Below are 17,924 nucleotides of genomic sequence, written 5' to 3'. Positions count from 1 at the left end.
AATGCAGGCGGCAGGTACCACAGGTCTGGCCGAACACACCCGGCCCTCCCCGCGCGATGGTTTTAACAGGCTATAGCGCGCTCTTCCTGGTGCACCGGGCTTTCTGGCCACCATCCCCAACGCGATGCCGTTAGGCATCGTCGCCGGGTTGATACTAGCGTCGGAGTATCAGAACCACACGCCTTCACCGTCCGCGAACCGCACGTTCGTCCGTGCTCATCACACGCCGCCGCCCGCGTCCACCGCATCCCCTTGCCAACGTCCGTGACGACCGCGAACCGTCCCCTACCGTGCAACGGGATGGGCGGACTGTAATGCTGATTTTGCGAAGTTGTCAAGCGATTTATGTTTCTCCGAAAAAATCTGCAGGGTTGCACGGAGAGTTGATATGCCCTGTCGGCGCATTGGCTTTCGGATCGCTATTAACGATCCAGAAATAAGTCAGTCGAGACAAATTGAGAATTTGATACTGTTCGATTGTATTGCGGCAAACAAGACCCCAAGCGGCTATTCGGCTTCGTTCGTGGACGCTCCATAGTGAAATTGGGCACTCATGGTCCCCAACGAGACGGGCTGAATTTCTGGCTGAGGCGGCAGCACGGGTTCCATGGCGATCGGCGGCAACTCGCCTTCTTCGGCCATCGGTGTGTGCCCGGGTTGATACCGGCAGCCCTCGTCGTAAGCATTGTACCCCCCGTAGCTACGTATGATCATTATGGGCTGAGGATTGCCCTGAATAACAATAGGAACGCTACGCGGATCGGCGAAGACCTGAATTTCGGCCGCGAATTCTGTTCTGTGTCGCATACTGTCCGGAAAAATATCATCGTACTCGAGCCATCCATAAACCAGCGCCCTCTTCTTTCCTTCAAAGACGGCAATCGCGTCCTGAATGAAGAAATCGAAGTATACGTAGCTGCGTGACTTGGGGCCAACTAGGCCTCCGGCGGCAGCGAGGTCTCTGCTCCGGTCCGGGAAGCGAAAACCGGCAGGGATTTCGCCATCGAACACCGCCAGGTTGATTGCGGTAAAGTAGTTTCTCGCCGGCGTCCTGCCTGAGTTCACAATATTGAAGCTGATTCTGTAGTCGACGATCGCACTGTTCTGGCGGAAAGTCTGCACGCTCGAATCGCCAATCGAGAGGAACGCTCGCTCAACAACGACAAGAGCTCGTTCCGAAATCAACGCAGTACGGACTGCGGCCTCTGCCGAAGCCTTGGACGCCGCGATGGATTGCTGCATATCTCGAGATTGAGAAGCCGAGCTTTCTTGAAGAAATTCGAGTTGCCTTTCGCCGGCAAGCCAGAGCTTGCGGGTAGCGAGATACAATTGCCAAGTAAAAAGGGCAAGCAAACCGTTGAAAAGAATCAACAAACTATCCGCTGGCTTCTCAAAAAATAGTTCGTACCAAACCTTTTCTCTTTTCTTGTCAATTTGATTGGCCGCCGATTCAGCCATAGGTTTGGAGGTTGAGTCACTCCCGGCTTTTGCTGGAGGGATTTGGCTGTACGAGCTGTGCTTTTGAAGCACCAAGCCGCCAACGCTGGCCGCCACAAGTAAGAGCAGGACAAAAAATGGTCCCAACTTCACGACAGCCATAACAACCCCTAGCTGTAGATTTCGAATGGATCCAACTCGTGCAACTTTATCGCCGCAAGCCAAACAACAGACGGCGTCACAGAAAACGAGCCCCCCGTTTTTGGCGAGTTCGTCTTTCCCGTCTCAGCTAAACGGCGCTTCTTGATGCGTTTTTGATAATAAGCGCAGGGTGATCATTGGCTGGGGTCGCAACCGGACATGCCTCCGAAAATGATGAGGGTGGATTACGCTGCGCAAACTAACTAATCCGCCCTACCCTGTCCCAGCCTCACCGAAACGCCGACACCACGATCGCCCCCACGATCGCCACCGTCAGCGTGTACTTCGCCGTGTAGTACACCGTCCGATTCCACGCCTTCACCTTGCGCGTGGCCAGGTGAAACTCATACAGCTTGCCGAACACCTTGTTCAGCACGCCGACGTGCTCGCCTTCGACGTTCTGCGTTGCTGAGGCCTTGACGATGTGGTGGCTGACCCAGCGGTTCATGGCGGTGAAGAGGCCGTATTTCATCGGGCGCTCGACGTCGCAGAACAGGATGATGCGGTTGACGTCGGTGGCGTTCTCGGCGCTGTGGATGAAGGTCTCGTCGAACATGAAGGCCTCGCCGTCGCGCCAGACGCAGGGCACGCCGTCGACCAGGATGCGGCACTTGTCGGAGTTCGGGGTGACGAGGCCGAGGTGATAGCGCAGCGAGCCGGCGAAGGGATCGCGGTGGGCGCCGAGCTTGCCGCCAGGCGGCAGCATCGCGAACATCGCGCCATGCACGTTCGGGATGGAGTTCAGCAGCTCGACGGTCTTCGGGCACAGCGTTCGCGCCGACGGCAGGAAGTCGTCGTACCATTTCAGATAGAAGCGCTTCCAGCCGCTCTTGAAGAACGAGTAGAAGCCCCAGTCGTTGTTGGCGGCGGCGGCGCGGATGAAGCCCTCGTCGAACAGGCGCACGGCCTCCTCGCGGATCTCCTGCCAGTTGTCGGTGAGCCTCGATAGCTCTGGAAACTGCTCCACCGGGATGACCGGCGTGTTCGGCACGGCCGAGCCGGCATACATCAGCACGTTGTAAGGGGCGAGATAGGTCGAGTGGTCGCCGAGCTGGCGGGCGAAGCGCAGCCGCTGCTTGCCGCGGAAGTGGACGTAGATGGTGGCCCCGATCAGGATGTAGAGGCCGATGAGCTGAGGCGCGAAAAGCTGTCTGAGCATGTCCGGGACCCATGATCCGGCCGCTCAGAGCGTGTTGCGCAGATATGTCGCCTTTTTGGCGATCGAAATGGTGCTCTGATGCCAGCCGCTAGAGCCCCAATTTAGCCGCAAGTGCGGCGGGCCGCATCATTCGCACGTCGGTTGCAGGCGGACATCCGGGTTGAAAGTTCTGCGCCGTGGCCCCGTTGCAACAGCCCCCGGCACCGGCTCGCGATCGCGCTAGACCCGCGTCAGCTCCTGCAGGCCCTTGAAGGTCAGCCGCTTGGGGTCCCGGACGCCGGCCAGATACATGCGGCGGATGAAGGCGGCCACCGCGTCGCGGTCGCAGCCGGTCAGGACGACGATGGCATCCACCGCGGTCTTCTGGGCCTCCATGGGACTGGTCCTCCTGGCAATGCACCCGGCACGCGCAGGCTGTCACGATGCCGATTAACATCGCGTTAACCGTGCCGACGGCCGCCAGTTCCCATGCCGCGATTCCCGCCGCCGCTCCATACGCGAAACCGCGCAGGCCGGAGCGGCCGCCGTCGGGCACCGCAGGAGCGCCGCCGTCACACCAGGAAGAAGTCGTCGGGCGCCCCGATCAGGCGCTCATCGCCGTGGGCCACGAGCGTCCGCCGCACCGGGCGCACCGGCGGCGTGATGACCCGTCGCTCGAGCTCGTTGGCGCCGGGCAACTGATCGACGAAGCGGACGGCGAAGCCGTCGGGAAAATGCCGGATGACGCGGCCGATGCAACTGCCCACCGCCAGCGGCGTGCCGATCTCCGGCTGGATCTCCGCCGAGACCGCGGCGCCCGACATCGAGGCATCGATCACGAAGCACGGGATGATGCTGCCGTCGGCGAGCGTCAGCGCCGAATGCGGCGAGTTCGGCACGAAGCGCGCGTCGCGGCGGGAATCGCGGATCGACGGATCCTTCTGCTTCTTCTCCAGCCAGACCAGCTTCTCGGCGAGCTTGGCGCGCTCGGCCCGCGTCATCTCCAGCTCGAGCAGGAAGCCGCCATGCACGGTGTCGCTGATCTCGCCTTCGAATTTGCCGAAATCACGGAAATACGAGGTCAGGCGATCGCCGACCTTGCCGACGACGGGCACCTCGAGCAGCGCGCGAAACGGCGACACCCGCGTGGTGCGGCAGGCGAAGGAGCGCAGCCGTCCTTCAGGGGAATACCAGTTCGGCAGCGTGTAGGACCCGACCGTCTGAATCCTGACCGCGCGCTGCTTCAGGAATCGAGCAACCGACATTGCACGCCTCCCCTCGCCCCCATGATGTCCCCGACGATGGCCCGGCCGCCGCCGCGGCACGATGCGCTATTTACAATTTCTGCGTGCATTTTAGGTCGTACTAAATCGAATTGGGCATGACCGCCGTGCCCGGACCGTGCGCGCAAATTGTTGAGGAAATCTGAATGTCGAGACGGAAATCCCGCTCAACGGAATCGTATGTCCAACCCGTTTCCGCTTTCTGAAGATGCGGCCCCGTCTGATTACGGTGCAGCACGGCATGCAGTGTCGGCATCGTCACCCCCATGGAGAGTTCAGCGCGAACGTTTCGCGTGGCGCAGAGGCAAGTCGTGATCGGCCGATCCGCGCTGCCTCGCGCGACGGCACAACCTCGTCGACGGGGTCGCGTTCCTAAGCTCGCGTTGTTAGCAAACGATTCAGCTTAACGAGATTCCCACTGAGGCGCGGCTGCAACTCATGATCTCATTCTGTCGCGCGCGCGCCGACGGATGCGTGCAGGCGCGCCGTGCGCAAATAGCTAACACATTCGCGGCGTTTCACTATTTGCACGCTAACAACCTGTTCACCACTTGCGCAATCGTTGCTTGATGAGGGTGCCGCGGCCCGCCGCGTTCAAGTCTGCTTATACCATTGGCGCTTAGTCGTTAGTGAGGGAGAGCGGCTGTCAGTCGTCAGCGTGTTTGCTCCTGGTGTATGAGTAAGAGAGTAGTTCGGCGTATGATGACCGCACGCATCGTGGTGTTAACCATCGCTCTCGGCGCGGGCGGCGTTGCGGCCTATCTGGTCAGCAATTCCGACGGCCAGCGGCAGGCGCCCGTGGCGCCGGTCGTGCAGTTGCCGACGGTCGAGGTGCTGGTCGCCAAGACCGACATCGGACTCGGACAGGCGATCAAGCCCGGCGACCTGATCTGGCAGACATGGCCCGAGGCTGCGAGCAACATCTTCATCCGGCGCGGCGACCGTCCCGAGGCGGCCAATCAGCTCGTCGGCACCATCGCCCGCTCGCCCTTCGTGATCGGCGAGCCGATCCGCGAGCAGAAGCTGGTGAAGGCCGACGGCTCCGGCTTCATGGCGGCGATCCTGCCCGCGGGCATGCGCGCGATCTCCACCGAGATCTCGCCCGAGACCGGCGCCGGCGGCTTCATCCTGCCGAACGACCGCGTCGACGTCATCCTGTCGAAGCGCGACAAGAACCCTGACAAGCCCGGCGCCGCCGACTTCGTCAGCTCCGAGATCATTCTCTCCAACGTCCGCGTGCTCGCGATCGACCAGGCACCGAAGGAAAAGGAAGGCCAGAACACCGTCGTCGGCAAGACGGTGACGCTCGAGCTCAGGCCCGAGCAGGCCGAGACCCTGGCGCGCGCGCGCCAGGCCGGCTCGCTGGCGCTGGCGCTGCGCAGCATCGCCGACGTGAACGCAGCCGACGGCAACAAGACCGAGGCACAGCAACAGCAACAGCAGCAGCAGATGGCGCGACGGGGCAGCGCCATCGAGATCATTCGCTATGGGATCACGAGCTCGCTCACGGCGCAGAAGTGATCGAAAGGACGTGGAAGATGATGGGTGGGCATCAACGCGCAACGTTCGGGACGTGGGTCGTCCGCGCGCTATCGACATCGGCCGTGATCGGGCTTGCGCTCAATCCGGCGCTGACGCCGGTGAAGGCGGCTGACGACAGGCTGGAGACGCCCGTGGTGTCGGTCGGCTCGTCGAAGATGCGCTTCCTCTCCCTCGGCATCGGCAAGTCCGTCGTCGTCGACTTCCCGCAGGACGTCAAGGACGTGCTGGTCGCCGATCCCAAGGTCGCCAACGCCGTCGTCCGTTCGGCCCGGCGCGCCTACATCATCGGCGCGGCGGTCGGCCAGACCAACGTCGTGTTCTTCGACGGCGAGGGGCAGCAGGTCGCGGCCTATGACATCGCGATCAAGCGCGACCTCAACGGCGTGCGCCAGGCGCTGAGCCAGAGCATTCCCGGCGTGAAGATCGACGGCGTCGGCGAGGGCGTGATCCTGACCGGATCGGTGTCGAGCCCGGTCGAGGCGCAGCAGGCCGGCGAAATCGCCGCACGGCTGGTCGGCGGCGCCGACAAGGTGGTCAACTCGATCGTCGTGCGCGGCCGCGACCAGGTGATGCTGAAGGTCAACGTGTCGGAGGTCCGGCGCGAGATCGTCAAGCAGCTCGGCATCGATCTCAGCGCCAGCCTGAACTACGGCACCGCAGTGGTGAACTTCAACAACACCAACCCGTTCACCGCCTATGGCAAGTCGCTGGTCGGAACCAACGGCCTGTCCGCCACCGGCGGCGGCTTGTCGTCGGTGTCGGCGACGCTGCGCGCGATGGAGACGGCCGGTGTCGTCAAGACGCTGGCCGAGCCCAACCTGACCGCGATCTCCGGCGAATCCGCGACCTTCATCGCGGGCGGCGAATTCCCGATTCCCGGCGGCTATTCGTGCGATCCGACGACGCGGGTCTGCAGCACGTCGATCACCTACAAGAAGTTCGGCATCTCGCTCAACTTCACGCCCGTCGTGCTCGGCGAAGGCCGCATCAGCCTGCGGGTGATGACGGAGGTGTCGGAGCTGTCGAACGACAATGCGATCACGGTGTCCTACGCGCTGACCTCGGCCTCGACCTCGTCGGTGACGATCCCCGCCATCCGCACCCGCCGCGCCGAGACCACGGTCGAGATCCCCTCGGGCGGCTCGATGGCGATGGCCGGCCTGATCCAGAACCAGACCAAGCAGGCGATCAACGGCCTGCCCGGGCTCAATCAGCTGCCGGTGCTCGGCCAGCTGTTCCGCAGCCAGGACTACGTCAACAACGAGACCGAGCTGATGGTGATGGTGACGCCCTATGTCGTGCGCGCCGTCGCCCAGAAGGAGCTGTCGCGCCCGGACGACGGCTTTGCGCCGGCCACCGACTCGGAGTCGGCGCTGCTCGGCCGCATGAACCGGCTGTACGGCATCGCCGCCAAGGTCGACGCGGCCACGGGGCAGCCGGCCGGCTTCGGCTTCATCATCGACTGAGATTGCGGGACGACGGGGGACGGGGGAACGATCATGTCGGCAACATCCACACCAGACGGCGGACGCACGCTGCGCCGGATCGGCGCCATCGCGGGGCTGGCGCTCACGCTCGGCGCCTGCAACGCCACCACCGGTGAGGTCGTCGCGACGATCCCGGACGACTACAGGATTCGCCATCCGATCGCGATCGAGGAAAGCCGGCAGTCGACCGTCGTCTTCGTCGGCAGCGGACGCGGCGGCCTGACCTACCAGCAGCGCGTCGACGTCGCGGGGCTCGCGCGCTCATGGCTGCGCGAAGGCACCGGCGGAATCATGGCGGAGGTGCCGACGGGCACGTCGAACGCGCGCGCCGCGGCCGACGCCTATCGCGAGATCCGCGCCGTGCTGACCGCCGGCGGCGTTCCCGGGCACGCGATCACACTGCGCAACACCATGCCCGATGATCCGCGGCAGCTCGCCGTCATCCGGCTGAGCTATCCGAAGATCGCCGCCGTCGCCGGCCCCTGCGGGCTGTGGCCGGACGACCTCGGGCCGAACCTCGACAATCGCGGCTACAGCAGCAACCAGCACTATCAGAATTTCGGCTGCGCCACGCAGCGCAACCTCGCCGCGATGATCGACAACCCGGCCGATCTCGAGCAGCCGCGCTCGGAGATGGCCGCCTACACGCCGCGCCGCTCCGCTTTGTTCGAGAAGTACCGCAAGGGCGAGTCGACCGCGGTGGCGTATCCGGAGTCCGAGAAGGCCAAGCTCAGCGATACAGGCAAATGATCAACGCGTCCCGTCAAAGCCAGGACGAGCCGGCCGCCCCCAGCGGCCCCGTGCTCGACGACCACATCGCGCCGGTGCCGCGCGTCTCGGTGCAGGCGTTCTGCGAGACCGACCAGACCTCGGCCGCGATCCTCGCAGCCAGCCAGGACCGCCGGCTCGGCAAGGCGCACATCACGATCAAGGCGGGCGGCATGGCGCGCGCCATCGAGACCTATCATTCGCAGCCGACGCCGAACGTCATCGTGATCGAGACCAGGCCCGGCGGCGACATTCTCGGCGGCCTCGACGATCTCGCCAGCGTCTGCGATCCGGGCACCCGCGTGGTGCTGATCGGCAGCCCGGCCGACGGCGTCGCCTATCGCGAGCTGGTCCGGCGCGGCGTCAACGACTACGTGATCGGCCCGGTCGAGACCATCGACGTCATCCGCTCGGTCTGCAGCCTGTTCTCGGCCTCGGAGGCCGTCATCACCGGCCGCATCATCGCCGTGGTCGGCGCCAAGGGCGGCGTCGGCGCCTCCACCGTCGCCCACAACGTCGCCTGGAGCATGGCGCGCGACCTGACGCTGGATTCCGTCGTGATCGATCTCGACATGGCGTTCGGCACCGCGGGACTGGACTACAACCAGGATCCGCTGCAGGGCATCGCCAACGCCGTGTTCCAGCCCGACAGGCCGGATACGGCGCTGATGGAGCGCCTGCTCGCCAAATGCACCGAAAATCTCAACCTGCTCGCCGCACCCGCGACCCTCGACCGCGTCTATGATTTCGGCGCCGACGCGTTCGACGCCATCTTCGACACCCTGCGCATGACCCAGCAATGCATCGTGCTCGACGTGCCGCACCAATGGTCGGCCTGGACGCGGCACGCGCTGATCAATGCCGACGACATCCTCGTGGTCGCCGAGCCCGATCTGGCGAACCTGCGCAACGCCAAGAACCTGCTCGGCGTGCTCAAGGCCTCGCGTCCCAACGACCGGCCGCCGCTGTACTGCCTGAACCAGGTCGGCATGCCCAAGCGGCCGGAGATCGACCTGAAGCGCTTCGCCAAGACCGTCGAGGCCGAGCCGGTCGCGATCATCCCGTTCGACTGCAAGCTGTTCGGCACCGCCGCCAACAACGGCCAGATGATCGCGGAGATCGCGGCGCTGAGCCGCACGCCAAAACTGTTCCAGGACATCGCCAACCGGCTCACCGGCCGCGTCGACCACAAGCCGCAGCGCAACTCGCTGCTGGCGCCGATCGCAAAGCTGCTCGGCGCGAAATAGCGCTTCAGTCGTCGGACCGGCTGAGCGCCCGCGCCAGCGCCTTGTCGGGCTCGCCGGCCACCGGACGGTCGCGGCGCGGCGACAGCTCGCGCTGCGCGATCTTGCGGCGCTCCAGGATGCGCTTGACATAGGCGACGCTGGCGCTGGCCTGCTCCGGCGGCAGTCCTGATCGCGCGATGCTCTCGGCCTCGCTCATCCGGCCCTCCAGCCCGACGATGACGGCGAGGTTGGTCCTGACCCGCGGGCTGGCATCGGGATGCGCGCTCGCCTTGCGCAACTGCTCCTCGGCCTTCGGCAGCTCGTTCGTGAGCGCGTAGGAGAGACCGAGATTGGACAGCACGGACGGGTCGTCAGGGGCGATCTTCAGCGCCGTCATGTAGTATTGCCGGGCCTCCTCGTTGCGCCCCATCTGGTCGAGCGTGGCGCCCTGCGCCGACAGAATGCGCCAGTCGGGATCCTCGGGCGAATGCGCGCGGCTGAGCACGTCGAACGCCTGCTGAAAATTGCCGTTGTCGGCGAGCGCACGGCCATAGGCCGCAAGCAGCGTCCTGTTGCCGGGGCTTGCGATGCTCGCCTGCTCCAGCACGGCGACGGCCTGCGAGCGCTGGCCGGTGGCGCGCAGGGCGCTGCCATAGCGCAGCGCCACCTCGGGATCGTCGGGACTGGCGCGGAAGCGCTCGCGAAGCTGGTCGATCTCGGCGCGCGGGTCGGCGGCGGCAGCGCGGCTCTTTTCGGGATTGCCGCCCAGTGCCCCCGTGACCTCGCTGAGATCGGTGGTCTGGCAGGCGCCGAGACCGAGCAGCACGGCCGTGAACGACAGCGCGAACGCGGCCGGCCGGAGCAGAGGGAGAGAGCGGAGGGGCCGCGTACGCATGCAACTGAACTACTTCGGGACCAGATGATCTGCACGCTGGCAGATTAACCCTAAGGTCCCGTTAAGCGGGCGCGGCCGGCCCGCCTCAATCGATGAATTCGGCGCCGAACTCGCAGCCGATGCGCCAGGCCAGCCGGCACTTGCGCTGGTGGTCGGGCGCGAAGACGATGGTGAACTGCGGGGGAATCTCGACGAATTCGGCGATCACCTTGACGCCGCCGTCGGAAATATCCGTGACCGTGCAGTCGCGCGGCAGGCTGCCGTTGCCGTAGTGAATCTTCGCGATCCTCCTGCACAGCCGACGTTCACTCTTGCGACGGTTCGCCAACATCAACATTTCGACGTCTCACCCACTCGATCGTCCATTCCGGAGACCTCGTTTGTAGCGAGGAAACCTTGGGATCTGACTAGCGCCAAGCCCTGAAATCCAGGGGCCGGATTTGGATTTCGTTTACCCTCTGCATCCCTCAGCGGACCGGCAGCAGCACACGATCGAAATACGCCGACAGCCTCCTGACGTCGTCGAGTGGCAGGACGTCGGCGACATACTGATCGGGCCGCACGATCACGATGCAGCCCGCCGCGCGATCGATGCCGCGCATCGCAAAGATGTCCTGGCCGCTCTTCAGATCGGCACAGAACATCTTCTCGTAGTCGATGAGGCCGTAGCGCCCCTTGCGCGGCAGCAGCAGCTCCGGCATTCGTTCGAGCGCGAGCTCGCGATGCCCCTGCTGGAACACCGCGCGCAGATCGATCACGGAGTCGATGTCGGCGCCCGCCGGGGTGTGGCGGCGCAGGGGTGAGGCGGAATCCTCGCTGAGGAATGTGCACAGGCGGCGGATCGCGGACCCCGGCGCGGCCGGATCCTCTGCCGCCGCGAAGGCGAAGATGCGGAAGCGGCCGTCGGCCTGGACGACGTGGCCGAGCTGCACCGGCTTGGCGTCGCCGAGCCGGATGACCGGCGCCGAGTGAAAGCGCTTGCCGATGACGAAGCCTGTGGCGAGCGGCTGGAAGGTGTCGTCGCCGGTGAGGACGGAGGGCCGATAGTGCGTGGCGGTGCCCGCCGTGTAGCGGCCGTGACGGACGAAATAGTCCTGCGTCTTGGCCGCATCGGCGCCGCCCTGCTTGGCGGCGGAGGCGAGAATTCCTGCCCATTCGCGATCGAAATCGATCAGCTCCTGGGCGATGGCCCGCCGCTCGGCCGAATAGCTGTGCAGGAGCTCCGGCGCGCAGCGCTTGCCCAGCACGGCGGCGAGCTTCCAGCCGAGATTGAACGTGTCCTGCATCGAGACGTTCATGCCCTGCCCCGCCTTCGGGCTGTGGGTGTGGCAGGCGTCGCCGGCGATAAAGACGCGCGGCAGCCGCGTTGCGACCTCGGTCTCCGGCACGTCGTCAAACTTGTCGGTGATGCGCTGGCCGATCTCGTAGACCGACCACCACGCGACCTCCTTCACCTGAAGCGTATACGGCGCGAGAATGCGCTGCGCCTTGGCGATCACCTCGTCGACGGTGATGTTGCGCCCAGCCACGCGCTCGCCGACCTCGAGCTTGGCAAGCTCGACATAGAGCCGGACGAGATAGCCGCCCTCGCGCGGGATCACCAGGAGGCTGCCGTCCTTGGCGGACTGGATCAGCGACTTGAAGCGGATGTCGGGAAAATCGGTGACGGCGAGCACGTCCATCACGCCCCAGGCGTGGTTGGCGGAATCGCCGTGCAGCTCGCGGCCGATCGCCTTGCGCACGATGCTGCGTGCACCGTCACAGCCGACCACGTAGCGCGCCTTGATGGTCTCGACCTGGCCTTCATGCTCCGGATGGATGCGGTCGAAGCTGACGGTCACGCCGTGTGCGTCATTGCCTGTGGACGGATCGATATGAAGGTCCCGCAGTCGCCGGGCGTAGTGCGGCTCGAGCTTCGCGGCCGAACGGCGCATCACGTCCAGGAAGAAGTCGTGCACGCGAGCCTGGTTGAGCACGACATGCGGCATCTCCGACAGGCCATCCTCCACGTCCTGCACGCGGCCGCTGCGCGCAATATGCGCGCGGTTGGCGTCATCGGGCTTCCAGAACGTGGTCTCGTTGATCCAGCAGGCTTCCCTCAGCACTTTCTCGGCGAAGCCATAGGCCTGGAACATCTCCATGGTGCGGCAAGCGATGCCGTCGGCCTGGCCGAGCAGCAGCCGGCCGGGCTTCTGCTCGACGATGCAGGTCTTGATGTCGGGGAAGGCAGAGAGCTGGGCGGCGAGATTGAGGCCCGCCGGGCCGCAGCCGACGATGAGGACGTCGGCCTCGGCCGGCAGCGGGCTGCTCGCGCCGGCGCTCGCGACACGTTCGGCCGTGTCGAAGATTTCGGGATCGCCCGGCTGGAAGCCATTGAGATGAAACTGCACGTGACCACCCTCCCTCGCTGTTCCTTATTGATCAGTATGCTGATCATCAGTATGCTTGTCAAGCTGGTGACAGGAGATTCGAATTGACCGAGATGCGGGACATGCCGGGGCACCTGGCGCGCCGGTTTCAGCAGATCGCCGTGGCGGTGTTTCTGGCGGAGGTGGAAGCGGCCGGCTTCGACCTGACGCCGGTGCAATATGCGGCGCTGGCGGCGATCGCGGCCAACCCGGCGATCGACCAGATCACGCTCGCTGGCCTGATCGCCTATGACCGCACCACGATCACCGGCGTGATCGACCGGCTTGCACAGAAAGGCCTCGTTGTCCGCCGAGCGAGCGCGCGCGACCGCCGGTCACGGGAGCTGTTGATCACCGATGAGGGGAAAAGGACGCTGGAGGCGATCACGCCGGCGGTCGAGGCCGCGCAGCGGCTGATGGTGCGCGGCCTCAGCGCGGCCGAGGCGAACGAGCTGGTGCGCCTGATGCGCAAGGCGATCGCCGCCGCCAACGACCTCAGCCGCGCGCCGCTGCGGGAGGGGGCGGCGGAGGAGCGGTGAAGGTTGCTCCTGCTCCACCCCATCATGCGCACGGTCGCGCCCGAAAAGAACTGACGCTGACACCGTCGTTGCGGCCATCCTTCGAGACGCCCGCCTGCGGCGGGCTCCTCAGGATGAGGATCGAGTGCGTGGCGAAATCCTCTGCGGTGGCGAGATGTTTCCCCTCATGGTGAGGAGGCGCGAAGCGCCGTGTCGAACCATGAGGCCCGAGATCGCGCCGACGATCCGACGGAGCGCCCTGCCCTCACGAATACCGCATCACGCCATCGTCGACCTTGCCGAAGCGCAGGGAGACGATATCGAGGGCGTAGTTCTGGTACAGCCGCCACGGCCGCTTCGAGCCTTGTTTCGGCAGATCGGCGACCGAGCGCTGCACATAGCCGGAGCTGAAGCTCAGCGACGGCAGCGGCGTGACGGTGGCGTCGTCATTGTGCGGCACGCATTGGCGGTAGCCGTGCCGGTCCATGTAGTTGAGGAGCCGGCAGACATATTCGCAGGTAAGGTCGCATTTCAGCGTCCACGACGCGTTGGTGTAGCCGAGCGTCGCCGCCAGGTTCGGCACGTCGGAATACATCATGCCCTTGTAGTTGAGCGTCTTGGCGAAATCGACGGTGCGGCCGTCCACGACGACCTCGAGGCCGCCGAGCACCTGCAGCACCAGGCCGGTCGCGGTGACCACGACATCGGCCTCGATCTCGCGGCCGTCGGTGAGGCGCAGGCCGCGCTCGGTGAAGGTCTCGATCCCGGCCGTCACGACCGAGGCACGCTGCTCGCGAATGGTCTTGAACAGGTCGCCGTCCGGCACCAGGCACAACCGCTGGTCCCACGGGTTGTAGCGCGGCGTGAAATGGGTGGCGACGTCGTAATCGGGACCCAGCGCGGCGCGCACCCCGCCCAGGATCAGCTGCTTGACCCGCTGCGGCTTGCGCCGGCTGAGCTGGAAGAAATACATCCCGAACAGCACGTTGCGCCAGCGGATCAGGTGATAGGCGAGAGCAGCGGGCAGATGCCGGCGGAGCTTGTTGGCGAGCGCGTCCTGGGCGGGGCGCGACACCACATAGGTCGGCGAGCGCTGCAGCATCGTCACATGCGCGGCGGACTTGGCCATCGCTGGCACCAATGTGACCGCGGTCGCGCCGGAGCCGATCACGACGACGCGCTTGCCGGCATAGTCGAGGTCCTCAGGCCAGGCCTGCGGATGCACGATGCGGCCCTTGAAATCGGCCATGCCCTTGAAGTCCGGCAGGTAGCCCTTTTCGTAGCGGTAGTAGCCGGAGCACATGAACAGAAAGCCTGAGGTCATCCGCACGGTCTCGACCGTGCCCTGCTCCGTCCGGCGCTCGGCCTCGACGGTCCAGCATGCGTCCGCGCTCGACCACGACGCACGCCGGACCCGATGGTTGAACCGGATGTGGCGGTCGATGCCGTTCTCGGTCGCGGTGTCCTGGACATATTTCAGGATCTGCGGCCCGTCGGCGATCGCCTTCGGATCTGTCCACGGCTTGAACGAATAGCCAAGCGTGTACATGTCGCTGTCGGAGCGGATGCCGGGATAGCGGAACAGGTCCCATGTGCCGCCGATCGCGCCCCGCCCCTCCAGGATCGCGAAGCGCTTGCCCGGGCACTTGTGCTGCAGATGATAGGCGGCGGCGATGCCGGACAGCCCGGCGCCGACGATCAGCACGTCGACATGCTCTGTTGACATACGGTGTTCCTGGCGTTTCCTGGTGCAGCTTTCTTGCTCTGGCTGCGGACAGTCGCAACCCGGCCCGTCGCTGTCAAATCGCCGGCGCATTCGTCGTCGGTCAACCCTCCTCCGCTATCAGCGGGAAACACCCTCGATACGGATCTGGCGATGAACGCTCCCCACCCGCGCGACGACAGGCCCGGCGACAATGACGGCCCCGGCGGCAGTGGCGCGCCGTCACAGCGCATCGCCCTGGGCTTCTCGCTGTTCGCAATCGGGCTCGCAGCCTGGTCGCTCTTCCCGAGCTTTCCGGCCGGCCAGCTGATCGCGGTCGTCACCGTCATTCCGCTGCTGGCGCTCGTCCTCACCTTGCGCTTTCCCGGGCGGTTCCGCATCGGCCTCGGCTCCGGCTACGGCGCCAATCTCGGCACCGGTTGCATCGTGGCGGCCGGCACGCTCGCCGCGCGCACGCTGTCGGACGTCAATCTCGTCAGCTGGCTGCCGCTGACGGCCTTCGCGGCCGCGGTCGCGATCATTTTCCTCATCGTCGCCGCGCGGTTCGAAACCCAGCTCCGCCGGCGCGGCTGGCGGCTGCTGCTCGCTGCCGTCTTCGTTGCCGCCTATGCGTTCGGAGCGCTCGGCCAGTTCAACACCGCGCTCGACCGCTCGGCGCCGGCGCTGCTGCGCAGCCGCGTGCTGTCAAAGCATCTCGGCCATAGCCGGCTTGCGACCTACCAGGTGACGCTGGAGCCGTGGGGGCCGTTTGCGACGGCAGCCAATGCGCATATCGCGCAGGCGCTGTATGAGCGGCTGCAGCCGGGCGACACCGTATGCCTTCGCCTGCACGACGGCGCCTTCCGCATGGCGTGGTTCACGGTGGCGGCGTGCCGGTGAGGCGTCGCCTGCCGTCCAAGTTGCGCGGACGAGCGACGCTGCGTATGTCTAGGAAAGGATCGTAGCCCGCATGAGCGCAGCGACATGCGGGGTCTCACGCGCAATCTCGATGAACCCGGATGTCGCTGCGCTCATCCGGGCTCCGACCGTGAACGGCCTCGCATGACCGACTTCCTGCCTCGCCCTTTCGCCGTCGATCATCCCGACGTGCTGGAGCTCGACATCACGGCGCTCGACGCACGGCCGGGCGCGGTGCTCCTGGCGCGCTCGCCATTCTATCCCGGTGGCGGCGGCCAATTGCCGGACCGTGGCACGATCGCGTGGAATGGCATCGTTCGCGACGTCGTGGGCTTCGAGCCGACCGCTGCCGGCATCTGGCACCTGATCGGGGTCGACGCCATCCCCGACGGGGCGATCGAGCTGCACGTCGATCCGGCGTTCCGGCAGCGCATGAGCGAGCAGCACACGGTGGCGCATCTCGTCAACAGCGCCGTCTACACCCAGTTCGACGGCGCGCTGCTGACCGGCGTCCGCATGACCGAGACCGACGAATTCAGCGTCGACTTCGACCTGCCCAAGGTGGCGCCGGAGCAGCTCCGTGCGGTGGAAGACGCGGTGAATGCCGCGATCTCGGACGATCGTCCGGTGCGTGCTTTCGACATGCCCTATGACGATGCGCAGGCGACCGCGGGACTGTTCCGTGCCAAATCGGTCGCACCGCCGCGCCAGGCCGACGGCCTGATCCGCATCGTCGACATCGACGGCCTCGACCGCCAGGCCTGCGGCGGCACGCATCTGGTCTCGACGGCCCAGGCGCGGCGGATTCGTATTCTCAAGGTTGATAACAAAGGCCGCCAGAATCGGCGCTTCAGGATCGGGGTGGGCAGCGCGTAGAGCGGATGAGTGAAGCAACATCCGGGCTCTCACGCGCTGTCCTGGCGAACCCGCATGTCGCTGCGCTCATCGGGCTACGCAACTGCCTTGGGTTTCCATGGGCTGGACGATCACGTTGAACCCTTCGTCCGCCGTCGGCGCCACGAAGTAGCTCGTGAACAGGTCGAACTCCTCATCGGTCACCGTGAAGGCATGTCGGCCTTCCGCGTTGCGCATCCGCAGCCGCGCCTTGCAGACCTCGTCGGGCACGTCGAGATGGTGCAGCTGGTGCGGCGCGCCGGCTGCTTCGAACAGGCCGCGCATCCAGGCGCGGCTCGCCGGCGTGTTGGCGGGAAAGTCGAGCACGACGGAAACGCCGGCCCGCAACAGCGCAACGACGTGCGGCCCCATCACGCTGCGCAGCCGTGACGAATTGCGCACGTAGTCCGCCAGGGTGTGCTGCTCGCCGGGATAGAGCCGCGCCAGCCAGTCGTCCTCGGTGATCACGATGGTGCCCGGGCGCCGGCCCAGCGCGGCGGTCAGCGTCGATTTGCCCGCAGCGATCTTGCCGCACACGAGGTGCAGCGTGGCAGGACGAGAAGACATGGAGGGACCTCGCATACGGCGCCGCTTCGGACGCCAAGAGCATTCACAGGCAGTTCTCGCAGGCAGAAGCGCCCGGCCCGACGGATCAGGCCGGGTCGGTAATTCGGCTGATCGGTGCAGCGCCTGAGACGTGAATGCGGAAGGTCATGAGGATATATTTGACAGTTGTTGGCGACGGTGTCCAGGCCGGGCCTCATCGGTTGCTCGAAACCGCGCCGCGATTGAGTTTGACTCGCAGGACGCAACCGCCTGCATGTCACGCGCGCTGCGGTTCACGACTGAGTTGAAGCCACTTCAATGTTGCCGAATTGATCCACCGTGACGGGAGTCGACGACGGCGCAGATACTCCATTGCCAATGCGACGTTCGCTCCTGTAGTTCATTCCAAGGGGTGGGAGCGTCAGCCGGTGGCTCGTCAGGGGCGTCAACGACAAGGCATCGCATCAAGACGACGTGAGGCGCGCATGCGCTCAGCGCGGCGGCGCGCAGCGCTGTCGCGGCTCGGCGGTGCTCTCGTCTGGTTTGCAGCATGGGCCCTGATCTTCCAGTCCGCGCTGGCGCTCTCCGCGATGAGCGCTGCGGCTGCGGCTCCCGACGCCGTCGCCATCATCTGTCAGAGCTCCACCGACGGTCCGACGTCGGACGACATCGGCACTGCGGCCAAGCAATGCGCGAGCTGTCCGTTCTGTGCGCTCGGGCGCGGCGTCACCGTCCCGCACGTCCCCGCCGTGGCGCGGCCGATGCAGATGGTCGTTGCGATCCCGATCGAGCGCACCGACCTCGTTGCGGCACCCCGGCCTGCGCTCGAACTGCCGGTCGCTCGCGGACCACCGGCGGCCGTCTAGGCCGACACTCCAGACATCTCATCCCGTCACGATGCGGCCGGTCTCGTCGGCGCGCGCTGTAGGCTGCCGTCCGGCGGCCGCCGCAGCGTGCCCGC

The 17,924-nt window shown here is 65.6% G+C and carries 17 protein-coding genes; 8 read left to right on the top strand and 9 right to left on the bottom strand.

The genetic code is table 11. The features are described 5' to 3' along the window. Positions 1-507: 507 nt before the first annotated feature. The 4 genes from QX010_RS14435 to QX010_RS14420 all read right to left on the bottom strand — a co-directional run bounded on the left by QX010_RS14435 (position 508) and on the right by QX010_RS14420 (position 4,041). Positions 508-1,599 carry a hypothetical protein gene (locus QX010_RS14435; RefSeq protein ID WP_316180132.1) on the bottom strand — a complete coding sequence of 364 codons (1,092 nt, stop codon included), beginning with the start codon at positions 1,597-1,599 and terminating at the stop codon, positions 508-510. 268 nt (positions 1,600-1,867) lie between these two features. Continuing rightward, on the bottom strand, positions 1,868-2,797 hold the full coding sequence (locus QX010_RS14430; RefSeq protein ID WP_316180130.1) for an aspartyl/asparaginyl beta-hydroxylase domain-containing protein: 930 nt from the start codon (positions 2,795-2,797) through the stop codon (positions 1,868-1,870). Positions 2,798-3,016: 219 nt separating this feature from the next. Beyond that, positions 3,017-3,172: a hypothetical protein gene (locus QX010_RS14425; protein WP_316180128.1), complete on the bottom strand. Its 156-nt coding sequence runs from the start codon at positions 3,170-3,172 to the stop codon at positions 3,017-3,019. A gap of 176 nt (positions 3,173-3,348) precedes the next feature. After that, complete coding sequence (locus tag QX010_RS14420) at positions 3,349-4,041, bottom strand: PilZ domain-containing protein (RefSeq protein ID WP_316180126.1); 693 nt, start codon at positions 4,039-4,041, stop codon at positions 3,349-3,351. A gap of 717 nt (positions 4,042-4,758) precedes the next feature. Here QX010_RS14420 and cpaB point away from each other — a divergent pair. The 4 genes from cpaB to QX010_RS14400 are packed head-to-tail and all read left to right on the top strand — an operon-like array spanning position 4,759 to position 9,103. Beyond that, positions 4,759-5,580: a Flp pilus assembly protein CpaB gene (cpaB, locus tag QX010_RS14415; RefSeq protein WP_316180124.1), complete on the top strand. Its 822-nt coding sequence runs from the start codon at positions 4,759-4,761 to the stop codon at positions 5,578-5,580. Positions 5,581-5,597: 17 nt separating this feature from the next. After that, on the top strand, positions 5,598-7,067 hold the full coding sequence (locus tag QX010_RS14410) for a type II and III secretion system protein family protein (protein ID WP_315803524.1): 1,470 nt from the start codon (positions 5,598-5,600) through the stop codon (positions 7,065-7,067). A 33-nt stretch (positions 7,068-7,100) separates the two neighbouring features. Further along, positions 7,101-7,838, top strand: coding sequence for a CpaD family pilus assembly protein (locus QX010_RS14405; protein ID WP_316180123.1), 738 nt, complete (start codon positions 7,101-7,103; stop codon positions 7,836-7,838). Beyond that, positions 7,835-9,103 (top strand): CpaE family protein, encoded by a 1,269-nt coding sequence (locus QX010_RS14400; RefSeq protein ID WP_316180122.1) that lies wholly within the window; start codon positions 7,835-7,837, stop codon positions 9,101-9,103. Before QX010_RS14405 ends, QX010_RS14400 begins: the two co-directional genes overlap by 4 nt. Before the next feature lie 4 nt (positions 9,104-9,107). Here the strand turns inward: QX010_RS14400 and QX010_RS14395 are convergent, their stop codons facing one another. The 3 genes from QX010_RS14395 to QX010_RS14385 all read right to left on the bottom strand — a co-directional run bounded on the left by QX010_RS14395 (position 9,108) and on the right by QX010_RS14385 (position 12,367). Next, a complete protein-coding gene (locus QX010_RS14395; RefSeq protein WP_315803527.1) occupies positions 9,108-9,977 on the bottom strand; it encodes a tetratricopeptide repeat protein in 870 nt (289 codons plus the stop codon). Positions 9,978-10,062: 85 nt separating this feature from the next. Further along, positions 10,063-10,308, bottom strand: coding sequence for a PilZ domain-containing protein (locus QX010_RS14390; protein ID WP_315712872.1), 246 nt, complete (start codon positions 10,306-10,308; stop codon positions 10,063-10,065). 136 nt (positions 10,309-10,444) lie between these two features. Then, a complete protein-coding gene (locus QX010_RS14385; RefSeq protein WP_316180119.1) occupies positions 10,445-12,367 on the bottom strand; it encodes an FAD-binding monooxygenase in 1,923 nt (640 codons plus the stop codon). Positions 12,368-12,468: 101 nt separating this feature from the next. Between QX010_RS14385 and QX010_RS14380 the strand changes: the two genes are divergently transcribed. Then, entirely contained in the window at positions 12,469-12,924 is a 456-nt protein-coding gene (locus QX010_RS14380) for a MarR family winged helix-turn-helix transcriptional regulator (protein WP_315803789.1), read from the top strand. Between the two features lie 244 nt (positions 12,925-13,168). Here the strand turns inward: QX010_RS14380 and QX010_RS14375 are convergent, their stop codons facing one another. After that, positions 13,169-14,629 carry an NAD(P)/FAD-dependent oxidoreductase gene (locus QX010_RS14375; protein ID WP_316180118.1) on the bottom strand — a complete coding sequence of 487 codons (1,461 nt, stop codon included), beginning with the start codon at positions 14,627-14,629 and terminating at the stop codon, positions 13,169-13,171. A gap of 150 nt (positions 14,630-14,779) precedes the next feature. Here QX010_RS14375 and QX010_RS14370 point away from each other — a divergent pair, with 150 nt between their 5' ends. Both QX010_RS14370 and QX010_RS14365 read left to right on the top strand, forming a co-directional pair. Further along, positions 14,780-15,505 (top strand): hypothetical protein, encoded by a 726-nt coding sequence (locus tag QX010_RS14370; protein WP_316180116.1) that lies wholly within the window; start codon positions 14,780-14,782, stop codon positions 15,503-15,505. Between the two features lie 162 nt (positions 15,506-15,667). Further along, positions 15,668-16,399, top strand: coding sequence for an alanyl-tRNA editing protein (locus QX010_RS14365; RefSeq protein ID WP_316180114.1), 732 nt, complete (start codon positions 15,668-15,670; stop codon positions 16,397-16,399). Positions 16,400-16,465: 66 nt separating this feature from the next. On the opposite strand, the gene QX010_RS14360 is transcribed toward QX010_RS14365, so the two are convergent. After that, positions 16,466-16,984: an ATP-binding protein gene (locus tag QX010_RS14360; protein ID WP_316180113.1), complete on the bottom strand. Its 519-nt coding sequence runs from the start codon at positions 16,982-16,984 to the stop codon at positions 16,466-16,468. Between the two features lie 464 nt (positions 16,985-17,448). Between QX010_RS14360 and QX010_RS14355 the strand changes: the two genes are divergently transcribed. Beyond that, on the top strand, positions 17,449-17,829 hold the full coding sequence (locus QX010_RS14355; RefSeq protein ID WP_316180111.1) for a DUF2946 family protein: 381 nt from the start codon (positions 17,449-17,451) through the stop codon (positions 17,827-17,829). The last annotated feature ends 95 nt before the right edge of the window (positions 17,830-17,924 follow it).

Origin of the sequence: Bradyrhizobium sp. SZCCHNRI1009 (assembly GCF_032487575.1) — a bacterium.
Taxonomy (GTDB): Bacteria; Pseudomonadota; Alphaproteobacteria; order Rhizobiales; family Xanthobacteraceae; genus Bradyrhizobium.
Note: the sequence above shows the minus strand (reverse complement) of the source record. Positions and strands in the feature narration are given on the sequence as shown.

Bases quoted from the DNA above. Each gene is read 5' to 3' on its own strand.
- QX010_RS14390 (WP_315712872.1), bottom strand. From the start codon at position 10,308: ATGTTGGCGAACCGTCGCAAGAGTGAACGTCGGCTGTGCAGGAGGATC.
- QX010_RS14360 (WP_316180113.1), bottom strand. From the start codon at position 16,984: ATGTCTTCTCGTCCTGCCACGCTGCACCTCGTGTGCGGCAAGATCGCT.
- QX010_RS14365 (WP_316180114.1), top strand. From the start codon at position 15,668: ATGACCGACTTCCTGCCTCGCCCTTTCGCCGTCGATCATCCCGACGTG.
- QX010_RS14355 (WP_316180111.1), top strand. From the start codon at position 17,449: ATGCGCTCAGCGCGGCGGCGCGCAGCGCTGTCGCGGCTCGGCGGTGCT.
- QX010_RS14425 (WP_316180128.1), bottom strand. From the start codon at position 3,172: ATGGAGGCCCAGAAGACCGCGGTGGATGCCATCGTCGTCCTGACCGGC.
- QX010_RS14435 (WP_316180132.1), bottom strand. From the start codon at position 1,599: ATGGCTGTCGTGAAGTTGGGACCATTTTTTGTCCTGCTCTTACTTGTG.
- QX010_RS14380 (WP_315803789.1), top strand. From the start codon at position 12,469: ATGCCGGGGCACCTGGCGCGCCGGTTTCAGCAGATCGCCGTGGCGGTG.
- QX010_RS14395 (WP_315803527.1), bottom strand. From the start codon at position 9,977: ATGCGTACGCGGCCCCTCCGCTCTCTCCCTCTGCTCCGGCCGGCCGCG.
- QX010_RS14375 (WP_316180118.1), bottom strand. From the start codon at position 14,629: ATGTCAACAGAGCATGTCGACGTGCTGATCGTCGGCGCCGGGCTGTCC.
- QX010_RS14410 (WP_315803524.1), top strand. From the start codon at position 5,598: ATGATGGGTGGGCATCAACGCGCAACGTTCGGGACGTGGGTCGTCCGC.
- QX010_RS14420 (WP_316180126.1), bottom strand. From the start codon at position 4,041: ATGTCGGTTGCTCGATTCCTGAAGCAGCGCGCGGTCAGGATTCAGACG.
- QX010_RS14400 (WP_316180122.1), top strand. From the start codon at position 7,835: ATGATCAACGCGTCCCGTCAAAGCCAGGACGAGCCGGCCGCCCCCAGC.
- QX010_RS14430 (WP_316180130.1), bottom strand. From the start codon at position 2,797: ATGCTCAGACAGCTTTTCGCGCCTCAGCTCATCGGCCTCTACATCCTG.
- QX010_RS14405 (WP_316180123.1), top strand. From the start codon at position 7,101: ATGTCGGCAACATCCACACCAGACGGCGGACGCACGCTGCGCCGGATC.
- QX010_RS14370 (WP_316180116.1), top strand. From the start codon at position 14,780: ATGAACGCTCCCCACCCGCGCGACGACAGGCCCGGCGACAATGACGGC.
- cpaB (WP_316180124.1), top strand. From the start codon at position 4,759: ATGATGACCGCACGCATCGTGGTGTTAACCATCGCTCTCGGCGCGGGC.